This is a genomic window from Polaribacter sp. Z022, assembly GCF_023555495.1.
Taxonomy (GTDB): domain Bacteria; phylum Bacteroidota; class Bacteroidia; order Flavobacteriales; family Flavobacteriaceae; genus Polaribacter.
The window spans coordinates 322205-339865 of the sequence record NZ_JALCZO010000004.1 but is presented as its reverse complement, the minus strand read 5'-3'; the positions used below and the strand labels follow the sequence as shown (position 1 = coordinate 339865).

At 28.3% G+C, this 17661-nt stretch carries 18 protein-coding genes; 10 read left to right on the top strand and 8 right to left on the bottom strand.

Going from position 1 to position 17661, the window contains the following annotated elements; genetic code table 11:
• Positions 1-69: 69 nt before the first annotated feature.
• The 5 genes from rpmB (at position 70) to MPF13_RS11110 (ending at position 2896) form a co-directional block, all read left to right on the top strand.
• Positions 70-309 (top strand): 50S ribosomal protein L28, encoded by a 240-nt coding sequence (rpmB, locus tag MPF13_RS11130; RefSeq protein WP_077809621.1) that lies wholly within the window; start codon positions 70-72, stop codon positions 307-309.
• 30 nt (positions 310-339) lie between these two features.
• Positions 340-522, top strand: a complete 183-nt coding sequence (gene rpmG, locus MPF13_RS11125; protein ID WP_249982594.1) for a 50S ribosomal protein L33 — start codon at positions 340-342, stop codon at positions 520-522.
• Positions 523-573: 51 nt separating this feature from the next.
• Positions 574-726 carry a DUF4295 domain-containing protein gene (locus MPF13_RS11120; protein ID WP_249982593.1) on the top strand — a complete coding sequence of 51 codons (153 nt, stop codon included), beginning with the start codon at positions 574-576 and terminating at the stop codon, positions 724-726.
• Between the two features lie 236 nt (positions 727-962).
• Positions 963-1937 carry a signal recognition particle-docking protein FtsY gene (gene ftsY, locus MPF13_RS11115; RefSeq protein WP_249982592.1) on the top strand — a complete coding sequence of 325 codons (975 nt, stop codon included), beginning with the start codon at positions 963-965 and terminating at the stop codon, positions 1935-1937.
• A 77-nt stretch (positions 1938-2014) separates the two neighbouring features.
• Positions 2015-2896: an NAD(P)-dependent oxidoreductase gene (locus MPF13_RS11110; protein WP_249982591.1), complete on the top strand. Its 882-nt coding sequence runs from the start codon at positions 2015-2017 to the stop codon at positions 2894-2896.
• A gap of 89 nt (positions 2897-2985) precedes the next feature.
• Here MPF13_RS11110 and MPF13_RS11105 read toward each other — a convergent pair whose 3' ends face one another.
• Together MPF13_RS11105 and MPF13_RS11100 are read right to left on the bottom strand one after the other, a co-directional pair.
• Positions 2986-3594 carry a hypothetical protein gene (locus MPF13_RS11105; protein WP_249982590.1) on the bottom strand — a complete coding sequence of 203 codons (609 nt, stop codon included), beginning with the start codon at positions 3592-3594 and terminating at the stop codon, positions 2986-2988.
• Positions 3595-3685: 91 nt separating this feature from the next.
• Complete coding sequence (locus tag MPF13_RS11100) at positions 3686-4759, bottom strand: serine hydrolase domain-containing protein (RefSeq protein ID WP_249982589.1); 1074 nt, start codon at positions 4757-4759, stop codon at positions 3686-3688.
• Between the two features lie 107 nt (positions 4760-4866).
• On the opposite strand from MPF13_RS11100, the gene rimO reads away from it, so the two are divergent.
• Together rimO and MPF13_RS11090 are read left to right on the top strand one after the other, a co-directional pair.
• Positions 4867-6219, top strand: a complete 1353-nt coding sequence (gene rimO / locus MPF13_RS11095) for a 30S ribosomal protein S12 methylthiotransferase RimO (protein WP_249982588.1) — start codon at positions 4867-4869, stop codon at positions 6217-6219.
• Between the two features lie 50 nt (positions 6220-6269).
• Complete coding sequence (locus MPF13_RS11090) at positions 6270-7001, top strand: Dph6-related ATP pyrophosphatase (protein WP_249982587.1); 732 nt, start codon at positions 6270-6272, stop codon at positions 6999-7001.
• A 36-nt stretch (positions 7002-7037) separates the two neighbouring features.
• On the opposite strand, the gene MPF13_RS11085 is transcribed toward MPF13_RS11090, so the two are convergent.
• Positions 7038-9515 (bottom strand): M14 family metallopeptidase, encoded by a 2478-nt coding sequence (locus MPF13_RS11085; RefSeq protein ID WP_249982586.1) that lies wholly within the window; start codon positions 9513-9515, stop codon positions 7038-7040.
• Between the two features lie 201 nt (positions 9516-9716).
• Here MPF13_RS11085 and bshC point away from each other — a divergent pair, with 201 nt between their 5' ends.
• Positions 9717-11309 carry a bacillithiol biosynthesis cysteine-adding enzyme BshC gene (gene bshC, locus MPF13_RS11080; protein WP_249982585.1) on the top strand — a complete coding sequence of 531 codons (1593 nt, stop codon included), beginning with the start codon at positions 9717-9719 and terminating at the stop codon, positions 11307-11309.
• On the top strand, positions 11309-12163 hold the full coding sequence (gene rlmF / locus MPF13_RS11075; RefSeq protein WP_249982584.1) for a 23S rRNA (adenine(1618)-N(6))-methyltransferase RlmF: 855 nt from the start codon (positions 11309-11311) through the stop codon (positions 12161-12163). The genes bshC and rlmF overlap by 1 nt, the downstream gene beginning before the upstream one ends.
• On the opposite strand, the gene MPF13_RS11070 is transcribed toward rlmF, so the two are convergent.
• From MPF13_RS11070 to argS, 5 genes are all read right to left on the bottom strand, one after another.
• The gene (locus tag MPF13_RS11070; RefSeq protein WP_249982583.1) at positions 12160-12762 is read right to left on the bottom strand and encodes a hypothetical protein; all 603 of its coding nucleotides are present in this window, start codon (positions 12760-12762) and stop codon (positions 12160-12162) included. The two genes, rlmF and MPF13_RS11070, sit on opposite strands and share 4 nt — an antisense overlap.
• Positions 12759-13040 (bottom strand): hypothetical protein, encoded by a 282-nt coding sequence (locus tag MPF13_RS11065; RefSeq protein WP_249982582.1) that lies wholly within the window; start codon positions 13038-13040, stop codon positions 12759-12761. The genes MPF13_RS11070 and MPF13_RS11065 overlap by 4 nt, the downstream gene beginning before the upstream one ends.
• 76 nt (positions 13041-13116) lie before the next feature.
• A complete protein-coding gene (locus MPF13_RS11060) occupies positions 13117-13491 on the bottom strand; it encodes a LysM peptidoglycan-binding domain-containing protein (RefSeq protein ID WP_249982581.1) in 375 nt (124 codons plus the stop codon).
• Between the two features lie 270 nt (positions 13492-13761).
• Positions 13762-15150, bottom strand: a complete 1389-nt coding sequence (gene lpdA, locus MPF13_RS11055) for a dihydrolipoyl dehydrogenase (protein WP_249982580.1) — start codon at positions 15148-15150, stop codon at positions 13762-13764.
• Positions 15151-15234: 84 nt separating this feature from the next.
• Entirely contained in the window at positions 15235-17010 is a 1776-nt protein-coding gene (gene argS / locus MPF13_RS11050) for an arginine--tRNA ligase (RefSeq protein WP_249982579.1), read from the bottom strand.
• Between the two features lie 88 nt (positions 17011-17098).
• On the opposite strand from argS, the gene MPF13_RS11045 reads away from it, so the two are divergent.
• Positions 17099-17623, top strand: coding sequence for a YkgJ family cysteine cluster protein (locus tag MPF13_RS11045; RefSeq protein WP_249982578.1), 525 nt, complete (start codon positions 17099-17101; stop codon positions 17621-17623).
• The last annotated feature ends 38 nt before the right edge of the window (positions 17624-17661 follow it).

The window sequence follows — 17661 nt, the reverse complement described above, 5'->3', positions numbered from 1 at the left end:
GTTCATAATTAGAATTAATTGTAGATTTGCACCTCGTTTAGAGATAACACTATAAATACTGTCGAAAAGATGTCTAGAGTTTGTGAATTAACAGGAAAAAAAGCAATGGTTGGGAACAACGTTTCTCACGCTTTAAATAGAACAAAGAGAAAGTTTGACGCTAATCTAATGACCAAGCGTTTTTACATTCCAGAAGAAGATAAATGGATTACTTTAAAAGTATCTGCATCTGCTTTAAAAAATATTAACAAGAAAGGAATTTCTGCAGTTATAAAAGAAGCAAGAGCAAACGGATTTTTAACTAAATAATAAGGCTCAAGCAATTTAAAATTTTATACAATGGCAAAAAAAGGTAACAGAGTTCAGGTAATTTTAGAATGTACAGAGCACAAGGCTTCTGGTCAAGCAGGTACTTCTAGATATATTACAACTAAGAACAAGAAGAACACTCCAGATAGAATGGAAATTAAAAAATTCAATCCTATCTTAAAGAAAATGACTGTTCACAAAGAAATTAAATAATTAAACTATCTAGAACTCAGAACAGAGCACATAGATTAAAACATTTAGACAATGGCAAAGAAATCAGTAGCATCGTTACAAACAGGATCAAAAAGATTAAGTAAAGCTATAAAAATGGTAAAGTCTCCAAAAACAGGAGCTTACATGTTTGTAGAAAAAATTATGGATCCTTCTAAAGTAAATGACTTTTTAGCAAAAAAGTAATATTTACTACATAAAACACTCAAAGCTACTTTCTTATTTAGAGAGTAGCTTTTTTTATGCATTAGAATTCCTTATTTTTGGGCGTTACCTAAAGGTCGCGCTTTCAGCAGTCGCTTTTTTCAAAGAGCTCCAACAAAGCTTCAATCGCTAACGCAGGCTTTTTTAATGACAAATTGACCAAACCTAAGAATTGGCATACTTTTTAAGGTATATCAATTAGATTATAAAAACAGAATATGAGTTTTTTCAAAAAAATATTTTCGAAAGAAAAAAAAGAAACTTTAGACAAAGGATTAGAAAAATCTAAACAAAGTTTCTTTGGTAAACTAACCAAAGCAGTTGCAGGTAAATCTAAAGTAGATGATGATGTTTTAGATAACTTAGAAGAAGTATTAGTAGCTTCTGATGTTGGTGTAGATACAACACTTAAAGTTATAGATAGAATAGAAGAAAGAGTTGCTAAAGACAAATACATTGGTACAGACGAATTAAACAGAATTCTTAGAGAAGAAATTGCAGGTTTATTATCTGAAACCAATGTTGGTAATGAAACCGAATTTACTATTCCAGAAATACCAAAAGATAAAGAAGGTAATAAAATGCCTTATGTTTTAATGGTTGTTGGTGTAAATGGAGTTGGTAAAACTACCACTATTGGTAAGTTAGCTTCTCAATTTAAAAAGCAAGGATTAAAAGTTGTTTTAGGAGCCGCAGATACTTTTAGAGCAGCAGCTATAGACCAATTACAGGTTTGGGCAGACAGAACAGATGTGCCAATTATAAGACAAGAAATGGGTTCAGATCCTGCATCTGTTGCTTATGATACTTTAAAATCTGCAGTAAACCAAAATGCAGATGTGGTAATTATAGATACTGCAGGTCGTTTACACAATAAAGTTAATTTAATGAATGAGTTAACTAAAATTAAACGAGTTATGCAAAAAGTGGTAGATGATGCACCTCATGATGTTTTATTAGTTTTAGATGGTTCTACAGGACAAAATGCATTTGAACAAGCAAAACAGTTTACAAAAGCTACAGAAGTTACATCTTTAGCAGTTACAAAATTAGATGGTACAGCCAAAGGTGGAGTTGTAATTGGTATTTCAGATCAATTTAAAATACCAGTAAAATATATTGGAGTAGGTGAAGGAATAGATGATTTACAAGTATTTAATAAACATGAGTTTGTAGATTCATTTTTTAAGTAACTAATTCATGATCAGTATAATGAATTAGCATATCTTTGCGCTAACAAAAAACAAAATAAACTATTAAAATAAGTAAAATGGGAAAACCGACTATCGGATTTATCGGTCTTGGTCTAATGGGGGCTAACATGGTAGAGAATCTTCAAAAAAGAGGATATACTTTAAATGTTATGGATCTTAATAAAGAAGCAGTTGCAACAGTTGTGGCTCGTGGAAATGCTAAAGAAGCTAACTCTCCAAAAGAATTAGCAGAAAATAGCGATATAATTATGTTCTGTTTAACAACTTCTGCTGTAGTAGAAAAGATTGTTTATGGAGAAGAAGGTGTTTTAGCAGGTATTAAAGAAGGAGCAGTTTTAGTTGATTTTGGAACTTCAATTCCAGCATCTACTCAAAAAATTGGTAAAGATCTTGCAGAAAAAGGAGCTGGTATGATTGACGCTCCATTAGGACGTACTCCAGCACATGCTAAAGATGGTTTGTTAAACATTATGGCAGCTGGTAATAAAGAAACTTTTGAAAAAGTAAAACCAGTTCTTGATGATCAAGGAGAAAATGTTTTCTATTTAGGAGCTTTAGGTGCTGGTCATACAACTAAGTTAATTAATAACTTTATGGGTATGACAACTGTAGTTGCAATGTCTCAAGCTTTTGCAGCAGCAAAACTTGCAGGTGTAGATGGACAACAATTATTTGATATTATGTCTTCAGGACCATCAAATTCACCTTTTATGCAATTTTGTAAAAACTACGCTGTAGATAATGTAAGTGATTTAGGTTTTTCTATTGCAAATGCAAATAAAGATTTAGGTTATTTTGTTCAAATGGTAGATGATTTAGGTTCTGTATCTGATATTGCAAAAGCAACTTCTGGTAATCTTCAAACTGCATTAGATGCAGGAATGGGGAGTGGAAATGTTCCAGAAATTTTCGATTATTTCGTAAATTTAAAAAAATAATAAACGAAGTAATTTATTAACTTCAAAAATAAAAAACTCCTTTCTAATTTTAGAAAGGAGTTTTTTTTATATTAAATTAAAGGTAATAATTATTTTTTCCAATAATAATCAAAACAAATAGGACAAATTGAGTGACTAAAGTTTTTTGGAATATTCTCTACCCATTTAGGAACCCAATCCCAAACATCTATTTCATTAGCACGTTGAGTACATCTACAATTACTACACTGTGTTACATAACCAGAATTTGCAACATATCTTTTATTTAAAGCATCATAAGCTTTTCTGTTTTGACTGTTCATGGGTAAATTAACAGTTAATGTATTAGTAACTATTAATCCTTTACCGTTTTTTAATGGATATGTATTCTGATGAAATTGTCTATATTCTTGTATACTAGAACATTCGTATTCATGTTTCCAAGGTTTTTTTGTTTTTAAAACATTAATATAATTTTCAGCATAAAAATTTTTTATTTTTTCTCCATCAATAGCGTTAATTATAGAAGAACCAATAAGTTTGTCGTTCATATAAGAATCACTAACCCCATTTTCTTTTGCAAAATTAACCCAACCAGGATTTACATAAATTAGTTCTAAATCTTCTGAAAGGCCATAAATAGTATATTTACTTTGTTCTAATGTTTCAAAATCTATTCCTTCTAATTTAGATTTAAAATTATCTATAAATCGTATCATAATCTTAGAGTTTTATAATTGATATTTTGCTGTATGTAAGCTTTCTATCTCTGCCTAAGATAAAATTAAATTAGTTTAGAAACAATAAAAATTAGTTGATAACTTGGTTAATTTTTGCCCATAAATCATTATCAAAACTAGACAATGCAAAGTTTGAATTATTTGCAGATTCTCCCATTCTTACAATAACTAAATCTTTACTTGGTATAATATATATTTTCTGATCGTTTTTACCCAAAGCACAAAACATATCTGAAGGTGCATTCGGAATTAAACTACCTTTAATTTCTGTTTGATTATTTGGTAATAAATAGTTTTCTTTACCATTTAACCACCATAAATAACCATAAGCATTATTTATATTTTGAGAGGTATTTGTAGCTTCATTTAAAAATTCTTCTGATACAATTTGTTCATTATTCCACTTACCTTTAGCAGAAATTAATAAACCAAAACGTGTCATACTTCTTGTATTACTCCAATAAACATTCAAGTTGTTTAGTTGTAACCAAGCACCAGACATTCCAATTTTGTCTTTTAAATTTTTATTAAAGTAAGTATTCCATGTAGAACCATTTGCATTAGCAATTACATCTTGTAGTTTAACATATACATTATGATAAGCCCATCTTTGTTCTGCATCTGTTATGTATTTTAAATTTGAAGGAGAAACATCGTCACCTAAAGAATTATCTAAACCAGAATTCATAGAAAGTAAATTTTTACAAGTAATTAAATTTTCTTTTTCTAAAGTTAAACTTGTCCAACCATTTCCTAAATAATCTGAAACTTTATCATTTATATTTAAAATTTCTTTGTCTTGTGCAATTCCTATAATTGTAGAAGTTAAAGTCTTGCCAGCACTTGCCCAATACCAGCTAGAAGAAGATGTATGATTGTTAAAGTATTTTTCTATAACAATTTTTCCTTTGTAAAGAACCATAAAACTTTTAGTGTTTTTGTCTTCTAAAAAATCAAGTAAAGGTTGAAGTTGATTTTCATTCCATTTTAAATCAGATATAGATGTCGTTTCCCAAATAGTTGAATTTATTTGAGGAAAATAGATGGTTTCTAAATCAGGTTTGGGTTCAATTAACTCTTCATTATCCTTTGAAGAACAATTAAATAATAATAAAATCAAAAAAAGATAATGGAAAGATTTCATAGAATTTATTTTTTAGACTGTAATAAAGATAAAAAGTTTAAAGTTATGCTAACATAAATTCATAAACAATCATTATGTATATTTGCAGCCTAAAAATATAAGCAATAATGCGTACTAAAACCATCAAAAAAAATAAAATTAACGTTGTTACTCTTGGTTGTTCTAAGAATATTTATGATTCTGAAGTTTTAATGGGACAATTAAAAGCTAATGGAAAAGAAGTGGTGCATGAAGATGAAAATGATGATGGAAATATTGTGGTTATCAATACTTGTGGATTTATAGGAAAAGCAAAAGAAGAAAGTATAGATACTATTTTACATTATGCACAAAGAAAAGAAGCTGGTGAAGTAGATAAGGTTTATGTTTCTGGTTGTTTAAGTGAACGTTATAAACCAGATTTAGAAAAAGAAATTACTAATGTAGATCAATATTTTGGAACTCATGATTTACCAAATCTTTTAAAAGTTTTAGAAGCAGATTATAAACATGAGTTAATTGGAGAGCGTTTAACAACAACTCCAAAACATTATGCTTATTTAAAAATTGCAGAAGGTTGTGATAGACCTTGTTCTTTTTGTGCAATTCCTTTAATGAGAGGTAAGCATGTTTCTACACCAATTGAAGAAATTGTTATTGAAGCTACAAAATTAGCTGAAAAAGGAATTAAAGAAGTAATGTTAATTGCACAAGATTTAACTTATTATGGTTTAGATATCTATAAAAAAAGAGCATTAGCAGACTTATTAGAAGCTTTAGTTAAGGTAGATGGAATTGAGTGGATTCGTTTGCATTATGCTTTTCCATCTGGTTTTCCAATGGATGTTTTAGAAGTTATGAAACGTGAGCCAAAGGTTTGTAATTATTTAGATATTCCTTTACAACACATTAATACAGAGTTGTTAAAGTCTATGAAAAGAGGAACAACTCATGAAAAAACAACTGCATTAATTCATAAATTTAGAGAAGCAGTGCCAGAAATGGCAATTAGAACCACTTTAATTGTAGGTTATCCTGGAGAAACAGAAGAAATGTTTCAAGAGTTAAAAGATTGGGTAGAAGAAATGCGCTTTGAACGCTTAGGTGCATTTGAGTATTCTCATGAAGAAAATACGGGTGCTTATGTTTTAGAAGATGATGTGCCAGCAGATGTAAAGTTTAAACGTGTAAACGAAATTATGGAAGTTCAATCTCAAATTTCTTGGGAATTGAATCAGGAAAAAATTGGTAAAACATTTAGATGTTTGTTTGATAGAAAAGATGGAGAATATTTTTATGGAAGAACAGAATTTGATTCTCCAGATGTAGATAATGATGTAATTGTAGATGCTAAAGAGCATTATATTAAAATTGGTGAATTTATTGATATAAAAATCCATGATGCTGGAGATTATGATTTGTATGGAACACCAACAGTTAAACAAGAAAAACCAGTAAGTTTAAATCAAAAAAGAAAATAAAAAGATAAAAATCCTACTTAGTGTAGGATTTTTTTATTGAAACATTCGCTATGAAAAAAACTTATTTTAATTGGAGTTCTGGTAAAGATTCTGCTTTAGCATTACACAAAATGCTACAAAATAAAGAGCATAACTTAGACTTATTAGTTACTACAACAAATAAAAATTTTGATAGAGTTTCTATGCATGGTCTTAGAAAAGAATTGCTTTTTAAACAAGCAGATTCAATTGGTATAAAGCTAAACACAATTGAGTTTCCTGCAGATGTTACTATGGATTTGTATTCTGAAATTATGAAAACATCCATGAATAGTTTGGTAGAAAAAAAATATACACATGCTGTTTTTGGAGATATTTTTCTTGAAGATTTAAAAGCATACAGAGATTCTAAATTAGCAGAAGTAAATATAAAAGGAGTGTATCCTCTTTGGAAAAAAGATACAAAAACGCTAATTAAAGAGTTTTTAGATTTAGGTTTTAAAGCAATTACGGTTTGTGTTAATGCTAAGTTATTGGGTAAAGAATTTGTAGGTAGAGTTATAGATGAAAAATTTATAAATGATTTACCTGAGAATGTAGATGTTTGTGGAGAAAATGGAGAATTCCATACTTTTGTGTACGATGGCCCAATCTTTAATTACCCTATAGATTTTTCTTTAGGAGAAAAAGTTTTAAAAACGTACACTTTACATGATAAAGAAGAAGATAATTGTCATCAACAAAAAGAAGAAAACGTAAATCACGATAACAGTTTCTGGTATTGTGATTTATTATCTAAATAAAAAAAGCGATTTTTTCAAATCGCTTTTTTTATACTTTTATTTCAATTTATTAGAATTTAATAAGAAAACAGAATTAGCAACAAATAACTTTCCATTTTCCCAAAACGATCTAAATAACGGATTGTCTACCATATAAATAACACTTCCTCTTCCTAATTTTTCCTCACCATATAATAATGATTCAGGTACCTTTTTAATGGCTTTACTACCTGCATAACCAGAAACATTTTTAGTGTCTTTTTCAAAATAGGCAACATTATTTCCTTTTTTTAAATATTCAAAAGAAGAACCACTTAATTTTAAAGAAAAATATTCTTTATTGTATCCAAACCCTAAAGGATGAGTAGTATCTACTTTACTTTTAAATACACTACCTGTAATTAAATTGGCTACATCTTTACGTTCTCTTTCTGCAAAAGGAGTAAGGTTTGCATTTTCTGATAAAGAATTTGTTTTTTTCTTTTTTAAAGCAAATTCTTTTGAGTCTGCAAAACTATTTAAAGCACCTCCAATTGCAATTAAAGTTCCTCCAGATCGTGTCCATTTTTTTAATTTTTCTAAAGTAGATTTTGTTAAAACAGAACCATAATAACCATTAGGTATTATAATTACATCATATTTAGAATAATCAAAATAACCAAAACTATCTGAATTTACGTTTGTAATTGGGTATTGCAATTGCGTTTCAAAGAAATGCCAAATTTCTCCAAAACTTAAAGAAGAAGTTCCTTTGCCAGATAAAACTGCAATTTTTTGTTTGTTAATTGGTTTTACAGAATAAGAACCAAAATCTACACCAGAACTTACAAAACCTGTTGCAACAGCATTTAATTTTCTTTGATGTTTGTTAGCAATCTTAATTAACTTTTCATCAAAAGAAGATTCATTGTTATCATTTCTTAAAATAATTAAAGTTCCTCTTTCGTAAGAATTTCCTTCTATAGAAAAAGGTTTTTCAGAAAAACGAGGAGTAATATTTGCTTGCAATAAAGCTCCTAAAAAAGTTGCATCTTTTAAACTATTCCACTTAGAAATGTATGCATAAGCAGATTTATCAATAGAATTTGAATTTGATTTAGAATTTTTGCTTGCAGAAGAACCTACTTTAGTTTTAGAAGCTATGGCTTTAAAACCATGTGCATAAGGTAAAGACCAAGCTGTAATATCATATGTTAAAGAGTCAACTAGTTTTGCTTTAGGTTCAAATAAAGCTTTTACCATTTTACCTTTTGGCTGATTGGTATGAATTACTATATCTTTAGAAGAAATATTCATTTTTCCTTCTTTTTGTGTATTGTAAATATATCCTTTTACACTTCCTCCTTTTGCATTTTCATATTTAATTTCATGAGTATCTAACAATGCTTTTAAACGATTTGTTTTATCTTCATTTTCATTCTTTAAAACATAACTTTTATAATTTAAACTACTATTATTAAAGAACTTTTTAAATTCGCTGTTTAATTTTTCAGCATTATTAGAAGATATTTCTACTGTAGACAATCCTGTTGTTAAATGATGATTAGCTCTGTCTTTTAAAGTTAAAACTTCACCTTCATCTGTATTAATACCTAACCCTGCTCGTCCATGACCAGCTTGCTCGTAAGTCATACCAATTGCACCCATATAAGTTGGGTATGTATCACCATAACTAGGGTATAACAAATCAAAACTTTCTTTTGTAAAATATAACCAACCTTCTTTGTCAAAATATTTTGCGTGATTTTTTCCTATCTGAGTTTGAAAATCACGTTGCCAATCTGTAATTATTTCATGAAAAGGTTCTGCAGCAGGTGCAAAATAATAAGGACTGTTAATTCCTTGTTCATGAAAATCTACATGAATATGTGGCATCCATTTGTTGTAAATATTAATTCTTTGAGCAGATTCTACTTGAGTAACCCAAGCCCAATCTCTGTTTAAATCAAATAAATAATGATTTGGTCTTCCCCCAGGCCAAGGTTCATCATGTTCTTTAGCATCTTGATTGATATTGTAAGGAGTACTTTTTACTTGATTGTACCAATTTACATAACGATCTCTACCATCAGGATTTATACATGGATCTAAAATAACAACTGTATTTTTTAACCAATCTTTTTTCTTAGTAACCAATTCATACAAAGTTAACATTGCTGCTTCTGTACTAGAAGCTTCATTACCATGTACATTGTAACTTAACCAAACAATAGCTTTTTTATTATTAGCATTACCACTAATTATACCTGTTTGTGAAAGGTTGTTTTTTCTAATTTTTTCTAAATTATCTATATTTTCTTGAGAAGAGATATAGCTAACATACAAAGGTCTATGTTCATTAGTTTCTCCGTATTTTTCTAATTTTACATTAGATAAAGTTTTGGTAACATATTTAAAGTAATCTACTACTTTATGATGTCTTGTAAATCTTGATCCAATTTCATAACCCAGATATTCTGATGGAGATTGTATTGTTTGAGAAAAAACGCTTCCAATAGTTAAGAAAGCTATAATTAAAAGTAATTTAATTTTCATAAAGTAGAATTTAATTATCAAAAATAAGGAATATATTTTTCTAAAATCTTTAGAAATTATCTTAATGGTGTTAAAACTTTGTTAGATTTATTTTAGAGTTACGACAACGATTAAATATTTGTATTTTTATCAAAAATTTATCTTAATTTATGAATTGTACATCAGATTCTGATTGTTGCCTAAAGAGTTATTTTTAATCTTATGAAAGTAACTCAAATACCTTTTAAAAACACAGGTTTTTTCTCTAAAACAATGATAGATTATTTAGGGAAAAAAGAATCTATACAACCTTTTTATAATAATTTTCCAGATATTTCTGGATTTCATAATCAGATAGAAGAGAAGCAAAAGTCATTTCGTCTTCAATCTAGATTGGTATTAGTTGAAGCCTTAAAAAAGCAATATAAAGGATTTCAAGTTTCAGAAAAAATAACAGAAAACATAACTCTTTTAAAACAACAAAATACTTTTACAGTTACAACTGGTCATCAACTAAATTTATTTACAGGGCCTCTGTATTTTTTATATAAAATACTGTCTACTATAAATTTATGTGAAGAATTGTCTGATAAATTTACAGATCAAAATTTTGTACCTGTTTATTGGATGGCAACAGAAGATCATGATTTTGATGAGATAAATTATTTTAATTTTGATGGTAAAAAAGTACAATGGAATAGAGAAGATGGTGGTGCAGTTGGAAGATTTTCTACAGACGGTTTAGAAAATGTTTTTGAGGTGTTTTCTAATCATTTAGGAAACTCTAAAAATGCAGTATTTATTAAGAAGTTATTTTCTGATGGATATTTAAAACATCAAAACTTAGCTGATGCAACTCGTTATATTGCCAATGAATTGTTTAAAGAATATGGTTTGATAATTATTGATGGTGATGATTCTGAATTAAAACAATTATTCAATCCTATTGTAAAAGACGAGTTAGAAAATAAAACTTCTTTTAAAGCTGTTTCTAAAACTATTAAAGAATTAGAAGAGCATTATAAAATTCAGGTAAACCCAAGAGAAATAAATTTGTTTTATTTAGGTGATAACTTTAGAGAACGAATACTTTTTGAAGATGGATTATACAAAGTAAATAACACAGAAATTACTTTTACTAAAGCTGATATTTTGAAGGAAGTAGAAGATAATCCAAAAGCGTTTTCGCCAAATGTAATTATGAGACCTTTGTATCAAGAAGTGATTTTACCAAATCTTTGTTATTTAGGTGGAGGAGGAGAGATGGCTTACTGGTTAGAATTGAAAGATTATTTTGAAGAAGTAAATATCCCTTTTCCAATATTATTATTAAGAAATTCTGTTCAAGTTGTTTCTGAGAAACAAGTAAAAAAACTTAAAAAGTTAAATATTTCATTAGAAGAAATGTTTTTGAATCAAAATGATTTGTTATCAAAAAAAGTTATAGAAAACTCTGCTTTAGATTTAGATTTTAAAGAGAAGATTCAAAATTTAAAAAATCAATTTTTAGAATTAAAAGATGTAGCAAAACAAACCGATGTTTCTTTTGAAAATGCTGTAAATGCCCAAGAAAGAAAGCAAATTAAAGGTTTAGAAAACTTACAAAAACGCTTGTTAAAAGCCGAGAAAAAGAGACAAAAAGATTTAGTTGAAAGAATTATTGAGTTGCAAAATGTAATTTTGCCAAATCAAAGTTTAGAAGAACGTCAACGTAATTTTTCTGAGTATTATTTAGAGTACGGACCATCATTTATTACAGCCTTAAAAGGTGCTTTAAAACCTTTGCAATTAGAATTTACAGTATTAGAATTATAATGAAAGACAAAGGTTTACATCCAAAGAATAAATTTAATAAAGGCTATAATTTTGAGCAGTTAGTTAAAGATAATCCTGCTTTAAAAGAATATGTTGCAACAAATTCTTATGGAAATATTAGTATAGATTTTTCGAATCCAAAAGCTGTAAAAGAACTGAATAAAGGACTGTTGTTTTCTTATGAGAATATTTCTGTTTGGGATTTTTCTGATGAAAATTTATGTCCACCAATTCCTGGTCGTTTAGATTATATTCATCATTTATCAGATTTACTTTCATCCGAAGAAAATATTAAAATTTTAGATATTGGTACAGGAGCAACTTGTATTTATCCGCTTTTAGGAGTTGCAGAATACAATTGGAATTTTGTAGCTACAGACATAGATTTAGACTCATTAGATTATGCACAAGATATAATAGATGATAATAATTTTGATAGTAATATAGAGTTACGTCAACAATTTAATGAACAACAAATTTTAAAAGGAGTTTTAGAAGAAAATGATTCTTTTTCTGCAACTATGTGTAATCCTCCTTTTTATAAATCTGCAGAAGAGGCAAAAGGAGCAAACAAAAGAAAAACTAGAAATTTAGGGAACAATGCAGTAAGAAACTTTTCTGGAAATAATAATGAATTATGGTATGTTGGAGGAGAAAAAGCTTTTCTACATAATTATTTATACGAAAGTTCTTTATATAAAACTGCAAGTAAGTGGTTTACAAGTTTGGTTTCTAAAAAAGAAAATGTAGAAAGTTTAGAAAAATCTTCTAAAAAATTAGGTGTAAATGAATTTAAAGTGATTCCTATGCATCAAGGAAATAAAGTAACTCGTATTGTTTGCTGGAAGTTTTAATTAAAAACGATGTCTTTAATATTATATTTTTTACAAACAAAATGTAATATGGTATACACTAACATGTGTACAAAAACCAAGCAAATAAAAGCATAAAGAGGAACACCTAAAAATTGATAAGGCCAATAATAGGTCCAAACACCAAGATAAATCGTAATAACCTCACCAAAAGCTGGTAATATTAAAGCTAAAATTACAGCTAAAATTATTTTATTTTTTTGAGATTGTTCTTTCAATAACGGAATTAAATTACGTTCTAATTTGTATAAATAATGAAAGGCAAGCATCCATGCAAATGGTAACCACAAAGGTAATTCTCTTGTTACTTCATGATATTTCCAATAACCATTTGTTACACCCCAAGTTTCACCAACTATTCCTCCAAACCCAGTTAATAACATTCCAACCAATAACAACCAATTTTTATTTGTTTTTGGTTTAATGATTTCTTTATAAATATTATGGATGATTTTTAAAATCAATAAACCTGCAATTAGTAAATCATTTTGTTTTAAATAACCTATTAAAAAGCCAGCAACTACAAGTTTAAATATAGCTTTTAAAATTTCTTTAGAGAATGTATTTTTGTTAGTTATCAAACTTTTTCGTTTTTAATTTTCTGATACTTTTTCTCATAAATATTATACGTAATGTAAAATGTAAGTAAAAAGTAAATACAAAAAATAGTAAGAAATTTAAATGCAAATTTTAAAGATAAAAAACCATCTAAACTTTCTAAAATCTGAAAAACAAAACTAAAAGGAATAGCAAAATATAAACTTTGCATTAAAGCATATTTAAGTCTATTGTTTCTTTTTGGTTCCCAATAATTAATTAGATTTTCTTTCTTTTTTTTATCGTTTTCTAAAGCATTCATAATTTATTTATAATAAGTTCAAATATAAAAAAACCGAAGCTAAAAGCTTCGGTTTTTGATTTGTAATTTTAATATTCTACAAATTAGGAATTATTAATTCTTGACCTGGATGAATTACATCTGGGTTTTTTAAAATATTAGTATTTGCTTCAAATACTGCAGTATATTTAGATGCTTTACCATAGTATTGTTTAGCTATTTTTCCTAAAGTTTCTCCACTTGCAACAGTATGTCTTGCATAAACAGACTCATCTTCTACTTTTATATCTGCCATGATATCTGTTGGATTATCTCCTCCCACTTTTTTAATTTCATCCCAAATTAAATCTTTTTCATAAGGAGTTTTTGCAGTTCCCCATACTTTTAATTGACCACCTTCTTCTTTTACATCACCATTTTGGATATTTAATTGTTCTCCTAAATCTAATACGCTTTGATATTTTGCTTTCATGTTAATTTTTATATTAAGTTATAGATTAAAAATACAAAAAAAGTTAATTATAAAAATGGGTTTTCGATTAAATGATTGTTAGAATAGTTAAACTAACATGTTTAACCGAAGAAGAACAAAATATTTGTGCAATAGAAAATAAGAATTAAAATATCCAGTATTTAATAATATTATATAATAAAGAAAGGTAATATTATAGTCATAAAAAAAACCGAAACAATATGTTTCGGTTTTTTTTTATATTTTTCTGAAATAATTCCAGAGGTTTTTTTATAAATGAATTACTTCATCATAAGCATCAGCAACAGCTTCCATTACAGCTTCACTCATAGTTGGGTGAGGATGTATTGCTTTTAATACTTCATGACCTGTAGTTTCTAATTTACGTCCTAATACTGCTTCTGCAATCATATCAGTAACACCAGCACCAATCATATGGCAACCTAACCATTCACCATATTTAGCATCAAAAATTACTTTTACAAAACCATCTGGTGTACCAGCAGCTTTTGCTTTACCAGAGGCAGAGAAAGGAAATTTACCTACTTTTAATTCGTAACCAGCTTCTTTAGCTTTAGCTTCAGTTAAACCTACAGATGCAATTTCTGGAGTTGCATATGTACATCCAGGTACGTTTCCATAATCTATAGCTTCTGTATGTAAACCTGCTAATTTTTCTACACAAGTAATTCCTTCTGCAGAAGCAACGTGTGCTAAAGCTTGACCAGGAACAACATCTCCAATAGCATAATAACCAGGTATGTTAGTTTGGTACCAATCGTTAACTAAGATTTTATCTCTATCAACAATAATACCTACATCTTCTAAACCAATGTTTTCAATGTTAGATTTGATACCTACTGCAGATAATAAAATATCAGCAGTTAAAGTTTCTTCTCCTTTTTTAGTTTTTACAGTTGCAACAACTCCTTCTCCAGAAGTATCAACAGATTCTACAGCAGAATTTGTCATTACTTTAATTCCAGATTTTTTTACAGAACGTTCAAATTGCTTAGAAACATCAATATCTTCTACAGGAACTAAATTTGGCATATATTCTACAATAGTAACTTCTGTTCCCATTGAGTTATAAAAATGAGCAAATTCTACACCAATTGCTCCAGAACCTACAACAATCATAGATTTTGGTTGTTTTGGTAAACTCATTGCTTGTCTATACCCAATTACTTTTTTACCATCTTGTGGTAAGTTTGGTAATTCTCTAGAACGAGCACCAGTTGCAATAATAATATTATCTGCAGCATATTCTGTTACAGTACCATCTGCAGCAGTAACATCTACTTTTTTACCAGTTTTAATTTTTCCAAAACCGTCAATAATATCTATTTTGTTTTTCTTCATTAAGAAAGCAACACCTTTGCTCATTCCTTCTGCAACACCACGACTTCTCTTAATTACGGCATCAAAATCTTTATCAATTGCTTCTGCTTTTAAGCCATATTCATCAACATGTTTTAAATAATCATAAACTTGAGCAGATTTTAATAAAGCTTTAGTTGGGATACACCCCCAGTTTAAACAGATTCCACCTAAGTTTTCTTTTTCTACAATGGCAACTTTAAACCCTAATTGCGAAGCTCTAATACCTGTTACATATCCTCCAGGACCACTTCCAATAATAATGATGTCGTATTTCATAATTGTATTTTATCTATGTAATGTTGTTTGTTAGTGCAAATTTAATGATAATTCGTTTATTTTATTAAGAATTATCATAGTATTTTACATTCTTTCAGGAACATTTATTCCTAACAATGAAAAAGCAGATTTTATGGTTTTTGCAACTTTGTCTGCTAATTGTACTCTAAAGATTTTTTTATCTTGATTTTCTTCTCCTAATATTGATACATTTTGATAAAAAGAATTGAATTCTTTTACCAAATCATATGTATAGTTTGCAATAATTGCTGGCGAATAATTAGCGGCAGCTTGTTGTACAGTTTCAGGATATAACTCTAATTGTTTTAATAATTCTTTTTCTTTTTCATGTAATTCAATTGTAACTGATTTAGAATAATCAAAATCTGCTTTTCTAATGATAGATTGTATTCTAGCATAAGTATATTGAATAAAAGGACCCGTGTTTCCTTGGAAATCTACTGAAGATTTTGGATCGAATAAGATTCTCTTTTTTGGATCTACTTTTAAGATGAAGTATTTTAAAGCTCCTAAACCTATTGTTTTATAAAGTTCTTCTTTTTCTTCATCAGAATAACCATCTAGTTTTCCTAATTCTTCAGAAATTGTTCTTGCAGTATCTGTCATTTCAACCATTAAATCATCTGCATCTACAACAGTACCTTCTCTAGATTTCATTTTTCCAGATGGTAAATCTACCATTCCGTAACTTAAATGGTGTAATTGTTTTGCCCAATCAAACCCTAATTTCTTTAAAATTAAGAATAATACTTGAAAGTGATAATCTTGTTCATTACCAACTGTATACACCATTCCTCCTACATCTTCGTAATCTTTTACACGTTGAATTGCTGTACCAATATCTTGTGTCATATAAACTGCAGTTCCATCAGATCGTAAAACAATTTTTTCGTCTAAACCTTCTTCAGTTAAATCGCACCAAACAGAACCATCTTCTTTTTTATAAAAAACACCTTTTTCTAAACCTTGAGCAACAACATCTTTTCCTAATAAATAGGTGTTACTTTCAAAATAAAGGTTGTCAAAATCAACTCCCATATTTCTGTAAGTAACATCAAAACCATCATAAACCCATTGGTTCATGGTTTTCCAAAGTGTAACTACTTTTTCATCTCCAGCTTCCCAATTACGTAGCATTTGTTGAGCTTCTAATAATAAAGGAGCTTCTTTTTTTGCTTCTTCTTCTGTTTTACCTTCAGAGATTAATTTAGCAATTTCTTTTTTGTATTCTTGATCGAATTTTACATAATAATTACCAACCAATTTATCTCCTTTTAAGCCTGTAGATTCTGGAGTTTCTCCATTACCAAATTTTTCCCAAGCCAACATAGATTTACAAATATGAATTCCTCTATCATTAATAATCTGAGTTTTGTAAACTTTTTTACCTGCAGCTTTTATAATTTCTGCAACAGAATATCCTAATAAATTGTTACGAACGTGCCCTAAATGTAAAGGTTTGTTTGTGTTAGGAGAGGAGTATTCAACCATAATTGCTTTGTCATCCGCCTTTGGCGATACAAAACCATAAGTTTCATTTTTATTAATTGAGCTGAATAATTTTGTATAAAAACTATCATCAATCACCAAGTTTAAAAAACCTTTTACAACATTAAAATTAGTAATTTCTGTAATATTTTCTACTAAATATTTACCTAAGTCTTCACCAATTTGAACTGGGTTTCCTTTTTTATATCTTAACAAAGGAAAAACAACTACTGTGATATCACCATCAAATTCTTTTCTGGTTGCTTGAAATTCTACTGAAGGAATTTCTATGTTGTATAAAGCTAAAAAACCTTCTTTTACTTTGGTTTCTATACTGTTTTGAATGCTCATAAAATCTTGAAAATTGAAATGCAAAATTACATATTTTTATTTGTTTTTTAGAATGATTTTTGGCGAAGAATAATTGTATTTTTGTTCTATGGAAAAACGTTTAGAGCAACTGCCAAAATTAGCTGAAGAAGTTAGAAAAGAAAATCTAAAATATTTTGCTAATCTTAAGAAAAGAACACCTAAAAATTTAGATTATGTAATGCAAGAATTGCATGATGATGAATTTAAAAAAACGGATTGTTTAGCGTGTGGAAATTGTTGTAAAACTACAAGCCCTATTTTTACAGATAAAGATGTAGAGCGTATTTCTAAATATTTAAAAATGAAAGTAGCTGCTTTTACAAAGCAATATTTAGAAAGAGATGAAGATGATTTTATGGTTTTAAAAACGGCTCCATGTTCTTTTTTAGACGAATCTGATAATACTTGTTTTATATATGATGTAAGACCTAAAGCTTGTGCAGAATATCCTCATACAAACAGAAAGAAATTTATTGGTATAACAGATTTAACTGTAGTAAATACTTCTATTTGTCCTGCAACATTTTCTATTATAGAAGCTTTAAAAAAACGAATTCCTTTAAAGTCTAATAAAAAAATTAGAAGAAAGTAGTTAAGGAAAGAATTCTTATAATATAATTTTATTGTTGC

Coding starts and splice junctions, on each gene's coding strand:
- ftsY (WP_249982592.1), top strand. CDS start 963: ATGAGTTTTTTCAAAAAAATATTTTCGAAAGAAAAAAAAGAAACTTTA.
- MPF13_RS11090 (WP_249982587.1), top strand. CDS start 6,270: ATGAAAAAAACTTATTTTAATTGGAGTTCTGGTAAAGATTCTGCTTTA.
- MPF13_RS11100 (WP_249982589.1), bottom strand. CDS start 4,759: ATGAAATCTTTCCATTATCTTTTTTTGATTTTATTATTATTTAATTGT.
- MPF13_RS11120 (WP_249982593.1), top strand. CDS start 574: ATGGCAAAGAAATCAGTAGCATCGTTACAAACAGGATCAAAAAGATTA.
- rlmF (WP_249982584.1), top strand. CDS start 11,309: ATGAAAGACAAAGGTTTACATCCAAAGAATAAATTTAATAAAGGCTAT.
- rimO (WP_249982588.1), top strand. CDS start 4,867: ATGCGTACTAAAACCATCAAAAAAAATAAAATTAACGTTGTTACTCTT.
- MPF13_RS11065 (WP_249982582.1), bottom strand. CDS start 13,040: ATGAATGCTTTAGAAAACGATAAAAAAAAGAAAGAAAATCTAATTAAT.
- lpdA (WP_249982580.1), bottom strand. CDS start 15,150: ATGAAATACGACATCATTATTATTGGAAGTGGTCCTGGAGGATATGTA.
- argS (WP_249982579.1), bottom strand. CDS start 17,010: ATGAGCATTCAAAACAGTATAGAAACCAAAGTAAAAGAAGGTTTTTTA.
- MPF13_RS11105 (WP_249982590.1), bottom strand. CDS start 3,594: ATGATACGATTTATAGATAATTTTAAATCTAAATTAGAAGGAATAGAT.
- MPF13_RS11110 (WP_249982591.1), top strand. CDS start 2,015: ATGGGAAAACCGACTATCGGATTTATCGGTCTTGGTCTAATGGGGGCT.
- rpmG (WP_249982594.1), top strand. CDS start 340: ATGGCAAAAAAAGGTAACAGAGTTCAGGTAATTTTAGAATGTACAGAG.
- MPF13_RS11045 (WP_249982578.1), top strand. CDS start 17,099: ATGGAAAAACGTTTAGAGCAACTGCCAAAATTAGCTGAAGAAGTTAGA.
- rpmB (WP_077809621.1), top strand. CDS start 70: ATGTCTAGAGTTTGTGAATTAACAGGAAAAAAAGCAATGGTTGGGAAC.
- bshC (WP_249982585.1), top strand. CDS start 9,717: ATGAAAGTAACTCAAATACCTTTTAAAAACACAGGTTTTTTCTCTAAA.
- MPF13_RS11085 (WP_249982586.1), bottom strand. CDS start 9,515: ATGAAAATTAAATTACTTTTAATTATAGCTTTCTTAACTATTGGAAGC.
- MPF13_RS11060 (WP_249982581.1), bottom strand. CDS start 13,491: ATGAAAGCAAAATATCAAAGCGTATTAGATTTAGGAGAACAATTAAAT.